Origin of the sequence: Erwinia sp. MMLR14_017 (assembly GCF_033657285.1) — a bacterium.
Taxonomy (GTDB): domain Bacteria; phylum Pseudomonadota; class Gammaproteobacteria; order Enterobacterales; family Enterobacteriaceae; genus Erwinia.
This window is the reverse complement of sequence record NZ_JAWVWP010000012.1, coordinates 96361-110034: the sequence shown is the minus strand read 5'-3', so window position 1 is coordinate 110034 and position 13674 is coordinate 96361. Positions and strand designations below refer to the sequence as shown.

Sequence of the window (13674 nt, the reverse complement as noted above, 5' to 3'; positions counted from 1 at the left end):
TAAGCCGAATAAGTGTTGTATGGGTTTATATATTCTATAAATCAATAGGTTACACGTGGTGAGTTATATCGCTATTTTGATAAATTTGATTAACCTGTTGCCGGAAAATTTACCATAATAAAATGAAAGCCTTAAGAACAGGCTCACTGCCGCATTGAATAATTTCCTGGCTGATAAATAGTAGTAATGGCGAATCAGGCTGGTTGCTAATTAACTCAGACTCTCTGTCATGAAACAGAGAAACAGTGACAAAGGTTATCGTGTTTTCAGTTTACCAGGGCGAAGACGGCACATCCTATTTTTCGGTATCCCTGTAAAGTCTGAAAGGAAACGAGGTTGTCATCTCTGGAGCACAGGATGCTCAACACCGAGGAGGGTAACCGGCAACAACCGGGCCATCATCACCCACGCCTGATCCCATTACAGACTCCTGTTACAACATCGCTCAAAAAAAATACTGGATATTTGAACAGGTATTTGTATAATAATCCAACTGCCCGCTGGGTATTGGTAAGGTTAGTGAGGGGTAAACCCATGATGATTTCGACTGAAAGCCTTAAATCGTTGGAACAATCGGTCACAATGAGCAGCCGTGAACTGGCTGAGATGACCGGCATCACGCATGGAGAAGTTAAGCGGTTATTTAAAAGTCTGGAAACTGCCCAGCGTCTGTCGCAGCCCATTATCGTCAATGACTATGAGCGGGAAGGGGAAGTGCGTCAGGAATATCGCCTGAATAAACGTGATTCGCTGTTGGCAGTCGCCCGTTTATCGCCAGGCTTTACGGCTGAGGTGCTGGACCGCTGGCAGGATCGCGAAAAAACCACCCATTTGCCTGACTTCACCAATCCGGCCGAAGCGGCACGCGCCTGGGCTGAGCAGTTTGAACAGCGTCAGGCTGCCGAGCAGCAGCTGGCGCTTTCTGCCCCAAAGGCGGCGTTCTTTGACAGTTTTATGGAGGTCCAGGATTCCCTCGGCTTTCGTCAGCTTTGCAAACTGCTCAAAGTGAAAGAGCCGGAGTTCCGCCAGTTCCTGCTTGAGCGCAATATTATGTACCGTGTCAAAGGCACCCTGACGCCGCAGCATCACCATCTGCAGGCTGGTTACTTCACGCTGCACTCTGGCGTGGGAGAAAACCAACACGCCTTTTCTCAGGCGCGCTTCACCTCCAAAGGGGTGAAATGGGTTGCCAGCCTGTGGGCCGGGCACGTTGCAGCTCAGCCTAAAGGCGCTGCGGCATAGGGCTGGTGCGGTCACGCCACAAGCAGAGCGCTGCCAGAGAATAATCTCTGGCAGCTGCTGGTTTACGGCTTATTATTTTTTTATAGTTGCTGCGAAGAGCGAAGAGCGAAGAGCGAAGAGCGAAGAGCGAAGGATCACTCTCCGCTTCGTTTATGCGCGCTTTCCAGGCTGGTTACCTCTGCTGATTCAATATAATCAGATAAATTCATTAATAAGTATGACCATACCCAAACCCACCACAGAGTTGATCAGCTCCAGTAAACCCCAGGTCTTAAAAGTATCTTTCATTGATAAACCAAAAGTTTCCTTAAATAACAGGAAACCTCCATCATACATCAACGTAATGGTATTACTGCCACATGCTACTGCCAGGACCATCAAGGCAGGATTGAGATCAAAAGCACCAACCATAGGTGAGACAATACCTGCTGACGTGATCGCTGCCACAGCTCCCTGACCAGTAAGTATTCGAATAACAGCCGTAATTAACCATGCAATAATAAATGGCGAAAAGGGAACATGGCTCATAATATGAACAATGCTGTCTCCCACATCTGAATCAATAATAACTTGTTTAAGAATACCACCTGCACTGATGACAAACAGCACATTAGCAATCTGAGAAATCGACACGCTTATTTTTTTGGTAATCTCCTCGGGTGTTAATTCTCGCTTAATACCCAGAAACCAGATTGCAGCGCAAGTGGCTAACAACATGCTGATCTCCGCACTACCCAGTAATTGACACAGGCGCGTAAGCTCAGAGTCTTTCCCTGCAAATGGTTTTATCACTGAGGCCAGAATCATCAGTACCGCTGGTATCAGTGGGATCAGGATACTGATCCGGAAGGAGGGCAAAATACTTGAATCCAGCTCTTCAATAGGTTTAATCATCGAATTAAGCGGCATGTTGTTAATGCCGGGCAGCAGCCTTGGCAAAAGAATGCCTGCACAAAATAATGCCGGAATAATTACTAACACGCCATATAAGTAAACCTGCACCATATCAGCATCGAATGCACTAATAAGTGCGACCGGCCCTGGCTGTGGGGGGAATAAGCTGTGTCCCATTGTTGCGCCAACCACTGTGGGTATGACCAGCTTCATATAAGGAATGTTTGCCTTTTTTGCGATATTCATAACCAGTGGCATAGCGATAAGAAAGGCCACTTCATAAAACATTGCAATACCAAATATCACACCAATAAAAATCAGCCCTACGGAAAGGAAACGAGTGCCGCAGTGACGGATAACCGTATCGGCTATCTGTTGGCTGGCCCCTGATTCCGTCATAAATTTCCCAATAATTGCACCGAATATAATAATCAGTGCCAAATGCCCCATAATACTGCCAATACCTTGCTGTATGGTGGCAACTATTTTGTCTAATGGAATGCCTACTGCTACAGCAACAAATATCCCCGAAATAAGTAATGAGAAAATATTATGAAATTTATATTTTATAGTAAGCACGACTACCAATACAATACCAGCCAGTACCCATCCGAGTGAGATTAAAGGTGACATAATCATCCTTAAGAATTTTACACAATTCTTTATGTTTGGTTTTAAATAATGGAAGGAACCTTCCCGCTTTAGGCAACTATCTCTATTTTGCCTGGGGCAAAACCCGCGTATTGTTATCTCTACAGCAGGCGCTTACTGTGACAGAACTTGAGTCGTTCCTACCATTCTAGTATGCGGTAGAGGCATTTTTTTTACGGTGATCGCACTCACATTATGAAACAACGTTTCATAATGGCCATCCCGTAGACAGAGCGCCGCTGGTAACTGCAGGCATAAGCGTGAGGAGCAAAGGCCACACCGGAGTGCGGCCTTTTTAATTTTTAAGGTACCCGTGCGCCTGTAAGCCACAATAAAAAATCAGGCCTTTGCTATTACCTATTTTTCTGTAGCCTGTTCCGGCATCAGACGGTTGATAACACTGTAGTTTACCGACGTCCAGAACTCAGAGGCTTGGGCATCGGCAATGCTATGTTCAGACTTCTCGATTTCTGCCCACTCTTCCGTACAGAGGTAATCTTCCAGGTCATTCAGGGAGTCAAAAGAGAATACGCTAATCCCATCTATTTTCTCTCCTTCCGGATCTTCCTGAGTCATGCTGAAAGAGTGAAGTTGAGCATAGCGGCGGACATACTCTTTGGTCGCTGCCTTAGAAACCACCAGATCGGCATGTTCATGCAACCATTGACGTTGAAAATCTTCGCGGGAAAGTGAATCCTGGCGGTAGTGGATTTTAACCAGACTGAAGGGATCCCGATGGCGGATGCTGGGAATGATGATGTACTCCCGTGCCAGTTGCCGCGTGACTTTGCGAAAAACCGTTTGCTCATCAGCGACAATCCGCTTTGCATACTGCTCCTGAGCAAGCGTCTCTTCTACATCCTCTTCACTTTGATAAGCGATATAGGCAAATCCATCCCAGGAAGGGCGGCGATATGGCGGCACGTGAGCGGCGGGGTCCGCTAACAACCGTCCCTCGTCATCAACCATAGCGCGATAGGGTGGAGAAAAAGAAGAGGAGGGGCCGGATGGCAGCCGGTGAACCTGATCGTATCGCAGCACCGTCTCATTCTGGGTATCCGGGCCGGCCAAGGCGAACTTGGGACCGTGAACTTTACGCCAGTACTCATCGTAATGCTCAAACGCGAGGTTTGGCTCAGCCTCCAGCGCAAGCCGGTCACTATGATGTTCTGGATCTGTGACCTCATTCCCCTGAGAATCAACCCCCGAGCCACTATCATGCGGACGCACGCTTTCAGGCGTATTATCGCTTCGACGTAGAAGCGTTGGGGTCACGATCAGGGGTTTCGTCGTTGAGAATGATGATTGCAAAAGCGGCGGGCGTTGTAACATGTCTGAGCGAGCGGGATCGCTGAATCTGATTTTATCGTTCATATTTTCTCCTGATGACTGCGCTTCTCATTTTCAAAAATAGTCTGGCAAACCTTATCTTCGGGATAATGCTCGCTGAATTTTTCGGTAATGTTTAAATATAGCTTTCTGGCAGCCATCAGGATGAGGCTTGAAATTTTTCAGAACATATTTACCGCTTCAGACCATCTGCCCACTTATGACACCACCTTACCGCGTACAATCACTTTCCCTGGTTTGCTGTCACTGTCTGCAATGCGACGGACAGCCAGATTGAGAGCCTGCCAGGCAATCTCCTGCAGATCGTGCGTGACGCAGGGGAAATGGAAACCGTAAATCCCGGCGTGGGACACCGCGTCAATACTGAACAATTTAACCTGAGTCATAAGTTGCAGCTGATGCTCAATACAGGCTTTGACAATGCCAAGGGAAATCTGGTTATTACAGCCAACAAAGTAGTCCGGTGCCTCATTGTTGTTCAGCCAGCGGCTGGTTTCCTGCCAGGCGACGTCCATAAAAAAATCGGCATACAATACTTCAAACGACGCTACTTTACCCTGCAAAGCCGCCTGTAATCCTGTCACCCTTTCTCGCGCCACATTAGAATTCTCTGGCCCGGACACCACCACTACGCGCTCTGCCTGTTGTTCAAGCAGCCAGCGTCCGGTTTGCAAACCGCAGTCCAGATTATCGATATAGACCCCGCTACAATGTGCAGCCTGGAGTTCGCGATCCACCAGCACGACCGGGATATTAAGAATTTCCAGCCGCTTCATATAGGCGGGATGGTAGTTAAGATCGTTGGAAATCACTGACAGAATAATGGCATCAACGTTATAACCAATCAGCTTGTCGATAATGCGGTCTTCCGCCTCCTGCGATTCATAAGAGTCAAACACCAGCGTGTCGTAACCCATCTTTTGCGCTTCAAGCATCATCAGCCGCGTCAGGCCGCCAAAAAATGGATTAGCCATATCGGGATTGACGATACCGATAGTTTTACTGGCTTTTGCCCGCAGGTTGCGGGCAGCAGTATTCATCACATAGCCAAGCTGTTCAGCCGTATCGCGAATGCGTCGCAGCGTTTCAGGATGCACTTTCTCCGGCTGTGAAAAAGCCCGCGAAGCGGTAATTTTACTGACGTTCGCCTGCGCAGCGACGCTTGCCAGTGTCGCCTTTCGTCCCCGACCTGCTGCCAATTTCGGCTCCTTGGTTTAAGTACATCATTTTGTATCATTTTTGAATCATGACAGATCTTTACTTATGAAGCGAACGCTGATTTTCATGCCAGCCGGTTAACGCGGGGATCGGTAAAAATATCCAGCTCATCACGGCTTTCGGAGGAGAACTCTGAGACGACCGCACCTGAATCTCCCGCCTGGAACCAGTGGCGCATACCAGGTGCAATGGTGTACTGCTCGCCGGGACGCAGTAAGACGTAGTGTGTGCAGGTGTACCACGCTTCACTGCCTTCAGGTAGCCGGCAGTCCATGTCGGCATCTTTCTGCGTCAGAGTGGTGTCATCGACAAACAGATATACCTCGCCCCAGCGGCAGCGGAAGGTTTCCTGTTTTCCTGGCGTTCCCCCGAACGGCGGATGCAGATGCTCCGGACAGGTCTGTCCGGGGAACAGCACCAGCTCCTTGGCGCAGTAGCGTGGAGAGTTCACATAGGTCAGCAGTTGCAGACCGGAAGCGGGATAATCCGGCAGACCAAACGTGGCGATTTCAATCCGCTGTTGCTCATCTTCAGTGAGCAGAATATTAGCCTGTTGCAGGATATTCAGCGTGCGTTGCAGATAAACATTGGTGTGGCTCATCATTTTCTCACTCAGGATAATGGTATCGGTATCATTAAACACGGGCCTGGCAGGGACAATCTGTGATCGCCATCAATGTTCTCTGTTCACAGGCCTCGTTGGTAATGACCTATTTGACGAATATTTAACAACCATCACAGATTTGCAGCATTTTTTCCGCCAGTATCGCCGCAGTTAAATGATACCGATACCATTAAAATGACTTTACCGGGGGCGAATATGAAAGCGTTAGTTCTGGCAGAAGCGGGCAAAATTGCTATTGAAGATCGCGAATTTGATGAAACGCTGGGCGACAACGATGTCGAGATTAAAATCCATTCCGTAGGCATCTGCGGCAGCGACGTTCACTACTATCAGCATGGTCGCATCGGTCCTTTCGTGGTGGAAGCGCCGATGGTGCTGGGTCATGAAGCCGCCGGCGTGGTGCTGGCAACGGGCAAAAATGTTACTCATGTTAAACCCGGAGATCGCGTCTGCATGGAGCCGGGTATTCCTGACCCGAATTCCGCCCAGTCACGAGCTGGTATCTACAATCTTGATCCCGCCGTACGTTTCTGGGCGACGCCGCCGGTGCATGGTTGCCTGCGCGAAACCGTCATTCATCCCGGCGCGTTCACTTTCAAGCTTCCGGATAACGTCAGTTTTGCTGAAGGCGCTATGGTGGAGCCATTAGCAATCGGCATGCATGCTGCCACCAAAGCGGGTATCAAGCCGGGCGATATTGCGCTGGTTATTGGCGCAGGCCCTATAGGCGTGGTTACGGCGCTGGCTGCGCTGGCAGGCGGCTGTTCAGACGTCATCATCTGCGATCTGTTTGATGAGAAGCTGGCAGTTGCCGCTGAATATGATGGCCTTCACGCGGTAAACATCAAGAGCGGTGACCTGGCTGCCAAAGTAGCCGGGCTGACCAGCGGCAACGGCGCAGACCTGGTGTTTGAGTGCAGTGGTGCCAAAGCGGCCATCGCCACTCTGGCGCAACATGCTGCGCCAGGTGCTACAGCAGTGCTGGTCGGCATGCCGGTTGATGCGGCTCCGATGGATATTGTGGCGGCTCAGGCGAAGGAGATCACCTTCAAAACTATTTTCCGCTACGCCAACATGTACCCACGCACTTTGCGCCTGTTAAGCAGCGGTAAGCTGCGTATTCAGCCGCTGATCAGTCAGACCTATAAATTCTCAGAAAGCGTTGCCGCCTTTGAACGCGCCGCTGCGGGGAACGCCTCTGATATCAAAATCATGCTGGAAATGGAGTAACACATGTCGCTCTATGCTGGCATTGACTGTGGTACACAAGGCACCAAGGTGGTGATTGTCGACAGCGAGCAGGGTGCAATCCTCGGTGAGGGCAGCGCTGCTCACCGGCTCATCAGCGACCAGAACGGTCGCCGGGAGCAGGAAGCTGGCTGGTGGATTGAGGCACTTATTGCCGCGTTTCATCAGGCAGTTTCGCAGGCGGGAGTGGATCCGCATCAGATCCTCGCGCTTGGTGTTTCCGGTCAGCAGCACGGTTTTGTTCCACTGGATGAACAGGGCAATGTGCTACACAGCGTCAAGCTGTGGTGCGACACCGAAACTGCCGCAGAAAACGAAGCGCTGCTGGAGCAGTTGGGCGGCGTACAAGGTTCACTGGCTCAGCTTGGCGTGATGGTGGCGACGGGCTATACCGCCTCGAAAATCCTCTGGTTTAAACAACAGCATCCCGAGCTTTGGGCACGTTTGCACACGGTACTGCTCCCGCACGACTATCTTAACTTCTGGCTTACCGGCGAACGCGTGGCGGAATATGGCGACGCCTCCGGTACCGGGCTGCTGAACGTTCGCACTCGTGAGTGGGACCGTCGTACCGTCGATCTGATCGACAGTAGCGGTCGGCTGTGGAATGCGCTGCCGCCGCTAAAAAGCGCTGAAAGCTGCATTGGCAGGCTGCGTCCGGAAGCGGCGCAGAGTCTGGGCCTCTCTACTGCCACACGCGTGGCCACCGGCGGCGGCGACAATATGATGGCGGCTATCGGTTCCGGTAATATCGCTACCGGCACTGTGACCATGAGTCTGGGCACGTCGGGCACGCTTTTCGCCTGGTCTGATACGCCGGTAGTAGCAGAATCAGAAATGATTGCCGGTTTCTGTTCCAGCACCAACGGCTGGCTACCTCTGATTTGCACCATGAATGTCACCTCGGCGACCACTTCAGTGCAGTCGCTGCTGGAAGAGGATGTCGCAGGCTTTAACCAACTGCTGGCTCAGGCAGAGCCTGGCGCTGGCGGGGTTGAGATGCTGCCATTCTTCAACGGTGAACGTGTGCCGCAATTACCTGCTGCCCGCGCCAGCCTGCATAACCTGAACAGCGACAACTTTACCCGCGCCAACCTCTGCATGGCGGTAGTGGAGAGCGCTACCTACGGTCTGCGCTACGGTATTGAGCTGTTTCGTCGCCAGGGCATTAAGGCGCAAGAGATTCGTCTGACTGGCGGCGGCGCTCGCAGCCCGCTCTGGCGGCAGATTGTGGCGGATGTTATGGGCACTCCAGTGGTCTGCCTTAACGTCAAGGAGACGGCGGCGCTGGGCGGCGCTATTCAGGCAATGTGGGCCACGGCGCTGGCAGAAGATCCCGGCCAGCAAGCAGAAAGTGTGCTCAGTCATCTTTGCCAGCGCTTCGTCTCGCTTGATGAAGCAACCCGAACAGCACCAGATGCTGAACGTCAGGCGCAGTACGACCAACGTTATCAGCGTTACCTGCAACGCCTGCAGCAGGCTTACCCGGAGGTTCAACTGTGACGCGCGATCCGCAAACGAAACAACCCGCTTATCTGCTGGAAGTGACCGGCGTAAAAAAAGCCTTTGGTCCGGTGGTGGCGCTGAAAAATGCCGAGTTTGCCCTGCGGCGTGGTTCTATCCATGCGCTGTGCGGTGGCAATGGTGCCGGGAAATCCACTTTCCTGAGTATTTTGATGGGTTTTATCCAGCCTGACGGCGGCAGCATTTTCATTAACGGCGAACGCTGCGAGTTTCATCATCCGAAAGATGCGCTGGCCGCAGGCGTGGCGATTGTCCAGCAGGAGCTGAGTGCCATTCCCGATCTGACCGTAGCGGAGAATATCTGGCTGGGACGCGAGCCGCGCCGTCTGGGCTTTGTGGATTTCACCACCCTGAATCAACGCACCCGGGAGTTGTTGAAGGAGCTGGATTTCCATATTTCTGCCACCGAGAAGATGCGCAATCTTAGCGTCGCCGAGCAGCAGTTAGTTGAGATTGCCAAAGCGCTCTCCCATGCGAATGCTGACATCATCATTATGGATGAACCAACTTCAGCTATCGGTGAAGAGGACGCGCAGAAGATCTTCCAGACCATCACCCGGCTGGCAGAGAAAGGTAAGGGGATTATTTACGTCTCGCACCGACTCTCGGAAATATTCCAGATTGCCGACAGCTACACCATCTTCCGTGACGGTGCCTATGTCCATGAGGGATTTATCGCCGATATCACCCGTGAGCAGCTGATTGAACATATCATCGGCGGGGAGTATGACAGCGAATTCGCCAAGTTCAATCAGCCGGGCGAAGAGGTGATGATGGAGGTGAAAAACCTCTGCTGGCGTAACAAAATCAAGGATATCAGCCTGCATCTGAAGCGCGGCGAGATCCTGGGTATCTATGGCCTTGTCGGCTCAGGGCGCAGCGAGTTTCTCGATCTGGTATTTGGCATTAACCATGCCGACAGCGGCACCATTCAGTTAGGGAATACCACTCTGGGTCGCCACTCCCCAAAAGAGGCGATCAAATGCGGTATCGCCTATGTCACCGAAGATCGCAAACAGACAGGCCTGGTGCTGTGTCGATCGGTCAGCGAGAACATCAACATCTCCTCTTTTGGCGCCATCAGCCGTTCGGGCTTTATCAATGAAAAGCAGGAGAGGGAACGTGCCAGTGAGATGATTAAGCGCTTTAACGTCAAAACACCGAACGGGGATCAGATAGTGGGCAATCTCAGCGGCGGTAATCAGCAGAAGGTGGTGCTGGGACGCTGGGCTCTGCTCGATCCTGACGTTCTCCTGCTGGATGAGCCAACACGCGGAATCGACGTTGGTGCCAAGAAAGAGATCTATCGCTTTATGTCGGAATTTGCCCTCAGAAACAAAGGGATCATCATGGTTTCTTCCGAACTGTCGGAAATTATCGGTATGAGCGACCGCATTCTGGTGTTTCGCGACGGAGAATTAGCCGGAGAACTCACTGCGGCGCAGGCTACCCAGACCGGGCTGATGAAGCTGGCGGTATAACAGAGAGATAATAAGATGAACAGTACACATTCAATGACACCCGGGATTTCGTTTTTAACGCGTAACAAACGCCGTATGCATAAGTACGGCATCATTATCGCCTTCTTTGTGCTCTGCCTGATTGTTGCGGCAGTTGGCGAGGTGCAGGTGGCGAAGGGAGCCTGGAGCAGCAACTACTTTATCAGTAATGAAAATATGCTGATCGTACTGCGCCAGGTGTCGATCAACGGCATTCTTGCCATCGGCATGACTTTCGTGATTATCACCGCTGGTGTGGATCTCTCTGTGGGTTCGGTACTGGCGTTAAGCGGCATTGTCGCCGCGCGTTTCGCTACCAATAACAGCGGACTGGCAATTGGCGATACCGCGCATGCGGTCATGATGCCGCTGATAATCGCGCTGGGGATCGGCATTGTCTGCGGTCTGATTAACGGCACGGTTCTGGCTCGCTATCGTCTGCAACCCTTTATCGTCACTATGGGCATGCTTTCGGCAGCTCGCGGTCTGGCGATGCTCACTACCGATGGCAACCCGGTTTCACAGCTGAACAGCGACTTCCGCTGGCTGGGGAATGGCTATGTCGCCGCTATTCCGGTACCGGTAATCATCTTCGTGGTGCTGTTTGGCCTTGCCTGGCTGCTGCTTAACAAAACCATCTTTGGTCGCTACGTCTATGCAGTAGGCGGTAACCCTAAAAGCGCCCGTACCTCCGGCATCAGCGTAGTGCGCATCAAAGTCCTGGTTTATACCCTGTGCGCCGCCCTGGCTGGCGTTGCTGGTTTGATCCTTACTGCCCGCACCGGCTCTGCACAGACCAGCGCGGGTGCCGGTTATGAGCTGGATGCCATTGCCGCTGTGGTTATTGGCGGCACCAGTATGGCTGGCGGTGTCGGGACGCTGGTGGGCACCTTTTTCGGCGTGCTGATTATTGGGGTAATGAATAATGGCCTCGACCTGCTGGGCGTGCAGTCCTATTACCAACAGATTATTAAAGGCGGCCTGATTGTAGTGGCTGTATTGCTCGACCCTTCGCGTAAACAACAACGCGATTAACCCTGCTTAAATAATAAAACCCTACCAGGAGATAAGAATGAAACTGACCAAAATTGCGTTGCTTACCTCGGCAATGATGATGGGGGGCATGGCGATTGCTCAGGCCGCGCCGGTGAAGATTGCGGTACTGATGTACGGCAACAAAGCGGAATTTGTCCAGCTGATGGAGCGCTACGGCAAAGAGCATCCGGCAGTAAAAAGCGGCGAAGCGGTGCTGACGTTCTATGATGGCCGTTACGACGCTTCGGTGCAGAATGATCAGGCTTCTACTGCCATTCAAACCCGCGCTGATGCGATCATCGTTAACCCAATGGACTTTGAAGCCAATATCGACATCGTGACCAATGCTAATGAAGCAAAAATTCCGGTGGTGGTGACTAATGCACGCCTTAATACCGAAGAGATGACGTCGGAAGTGGTATCTAACGACGAGCTGGGCGGCTATCTGGAAGCGAAAGCGGTGCTGGATAAGCTGCAATGCAAAACCAAAAAGGTCAACGTGGTGATCATCGAAGGGCCGAAGGGTGGCAGCGGTGAAATTCAGCGTGGAAAGGGCAACGACAAAGCGATCGCCGAATGTGGCGCAGGTCAGGTGACCGTGCTGGAGCGTAAGACCGCTAACTGGTCACGCGCTGAAGCTCAGCCGCTGATGGAGAACTGGTTGCAGAAGCATCGCGGGAAGATCAACGGCGTCATTGGCCAGAACGATGAAATGGCACTTGGCGCAATCGAAGCAATTAAAGGTGCAGGCCTGAACGTGAAAGATTTTGCCATCGCTGGCGTGGACGGCGTTTCTGATGCCATCCATGCGGTGCAGGCGGGCGAAATGGTTTCCATTCTGCAGGATGCAAAAGGGCAGATGCAGGGGGCGATTGACGTTGCCATGCGTGCCGCTAAAGGCGAGAGCTATAAGCCTCAATCTGATATCTGGAAACAGTACGCTAAAGAACTGGCATGGGATGGCGGCACCAAAAAACACTATTACATTCCCTGGACGACTGTAACCCCAGAGAATGCGCAGCAGTTGCTGGATGCGCGTAAATAAATAAGCCTGCTTAACCAACATCCCATTCTGGCTGGTGTTGGTTGACGGCACATCATTGCCATTTTTATTTGCAATAGCGGGGAGTGAGAAATCACTCCCCGCTTGTCTTTGGTTACTCAGCACCTTTTACCAGCTATAGATCCTGTGGATAGGGCGCTTTAGCCGCAACATCGACCCGCCCCAGACCACATCATGAATATGTCTCATATTGGGTGAAATTATATCACTTTTACTCAATCCATGACTCTGGCATAAAGTATGCAACACATTTGAAAACAGAAAAATCTGAACACACGAAAGAGTAAAAATAAATTCAGGTTTTAGTCAAAAAATTAGGGCACCCGATCACCATGAATAAAGAATTTACATTTTCAGTTAAGAGCCTTGCCTTCGATGAAAATTATAATCCATCCGAAAATACGCGTATCACCACCAACTTTGCTAACCTGGCAAGAGGCGAGAAACGCCAGGAAAACCTGCGTAATGCCTTAAGGATGATTGACGATCGCTTCAATAGTCTGGCCCATGGGGATAATCCAAAAGGCGATCGCTATGCTGTTGAGCTTGAAATAATTTCCGTTGAGATGGATGTTGAAGGCAAAGGCCACACCTTTCCCGTGATTGAAATATTGAAAACCAATATCGTTGATCAAAAAACCAACGAGCGCATTGAAGGTATAGTGGGGAATAATTTTTCCTCTTACGTACGAGATTATGACTTTAGCGTAGTACTGTCAGAGCACAACAAGAGCAAGGCCAAATTCAGCACGCCTGATAATTTTGGCGATTTGCATGGCAAGCTGTTCAAAGCTTTTATCCATTCAAAATCTTACAAAGAACGTTTTAATAAAACGCCTGTAATATGCCTGAGTGTGTCAAGTAAAAACAGTTATCATCGCACTGAATATGTACATCCTGTATTGGGTGTAGAATACGAGCAAAATGAACCTTCCATGACCGACCATTACTTCAATAAAATGGGGTTACAGGCTCGTTACTTTATGCCGACTGATAGCGTTGCACCTTTAGCGTTTTATTTTACTGGTGATTTAATTAACGATTACACAAATCTTGAGCTTATCAGCACCATCAGCACGATGGAGACTTTTCAAAAGATTTATCGCCCTGAGATCTATAATGCTCACTCTGTAGCAGGGAAAATTTATCAGCCATCTTTAAATCATCAGGATTATTCATTAACTCAAATTGTTTATGATCGGGAAGAGCGTAGTCACCTGGCGATAGAGCAGGGTAAATTTACAGAAGAGCACTTCATCAAACCCTATCGAACTCTTCTTGAGCAATGGTCTGCTGATTACGTTCTTTGATTAATTAAAAATATA

The 13674-nt window shown here is 50.7% G+C and carries 11 protein-coding genes; 7 read left to right on the top strand and 4 right to left on the bottom strand.

Annotated elements, in window-relative coordinates; all coding sequences use genetic code 11:
• The first annotated feature begins 534 nt into the window (after positions 1-534).
• A complete protein-coding gene (locus SD961_RS18140) occupies positions 535-1242 on the top strand; it encodes a phage antirepressor KilAC domain-containing protein (protein ID WP_318791733.1) in 708 nt (235 codons plus the stop codon).
• A gap of 195 nt (positions 1243-1437) precedes the next feature.
• Here SD961_RS18140 and SD961_RS18135 read toward each other — a convergent pair whose 3' ends face one another.
• The 4 genes from SD961_RS18135 to SD961_RS18120 all read right to left on the bottom strand — a co-directional run bounded on the left by SD961_RS18135 (position 1438) and on the right by SD961_RS18120 (position 5956).
• Positions 1438-2769 carry a gluconate:H+ symporter gene (locus SD961_RS18135; protein WP_318791732.1) on the bottom strand — a complete coding sequence of 444 codons (1332 nt, stop codon included), beginning with the start codon at positions 2767-2769 and terminating at the stop codon, positions 1438-1440.
• 375 nt (positions 2770-3144) lie between these two features.
• The gene (locus SD961_RS18130; RefSeq protein ID WP_318791731.1) at positions 3145-4161 is read right to left on the bottom strand and encodes an EthD domain-containing protein; all 1017 of its coding nucleotides are present in this window, start codon (positions 4159-4161) and stop codon (positions 3145-3147) included.
• Positions 4162-4334: 173 nt separating this feature from the next.
• Complete coding sequence (locus SD961_RS18125; protein ID WP_318791730.1) at positions 4335-5336, bottom strand: LacI family DNA-binding transcriptional regulator; 1002 nt, start codon at positions 5334-5336, stop codon at positions 4335-4337.
• Between the two features lie 83 nt (positions 5337-5419).
• Positions 5420-5956, bottom strand: a complete 537-nt coding sequence (locus tag SD961_RS18120) for a D-lyxose/D-mannose family sugar isomerase (RefSeq protein WP_318791777.1) — start codon at positions 5954-5956, stop codon at positions 5420-5422.
• 219 nt (positions 5957-6175) lie between these two features.
• On the opposite strand from SD961_RS18120, the gene SD961_RS18115 reads away from it, so the two are divergent.
• The 6 genes from SD961_RS18115 (at position 6176) to SD961_RS18090 (ending at position 13659) form a co-directional block, all read left to right on the top strand.
• Positions 6176-7210, top strand: coding sequence for an NAD(P)-dependent alcohol dehydrogenase (locus SD961_RS18115; RefSeq protein ID WP_318791729.1), 1035 nt, complete (start codon positions 6176-6178; stop codon positions 7208-7210).
• Between the two features lie 3 nt (positions 7211-7213).
• Complete coding sequence (gene xylB / locus SD961_RS18110; protein WP_318791728.1) at positions 7214-8731, top strand: xylulokinase; 1518 nt, start codon at positions 7214-7216, stop codon at positions 8729-8731.
• The gene (locus SD961_RS18105) at positions 8728-10233 is read left to right on the top strand and encodes a sugar ABC transporter ATP-binding protein (RefSeq protein WP_318791727.1); all 1506 of its coding nucleotides are present in this window, start codon (positions 8728-8730) and stop codon (positions 10231-10233) included. Before xylB ends, SD961_RS18105 begins: the two co-directional genes overlap by 4 nt.
• Before the next feature lie 33 nt (positions 10234-10266).
• Positions 10267-11286 (top strand): ABC transporter permease, encoded by a 1020-nt coding sequence (locus SD961_RS18100; protein WP_412916709.1) that lies wholly within the window; start codon positions 10267-10269, stop codon positions 11284-11286.
• Positions 11287-11323: 37 nt separating this feature from the next.
• Complete coding sequence (locus SD961_RS18095) at positions 11324-12331, top strand: substrate-binding domain-containing protein (protein WP_318791725.1); 1008 nt, start codon at positions 11324-11326, stop codon at positions 12329-12331.
• Between the two features lie 350 nt (positions 12332-12681).
• On the top strand, positions 12682-13659 hold the full coding sequence (locus SD961_RS18090; RefSeq protein ID WP_318791724.1) for a DUF1852 domain-containing protein: 978 nt from the start codon (positions 12682-12684) through the stop codon (positions 13657-13659).
• Positions 13660-13674: the final 15 nt, after the last annotated feature.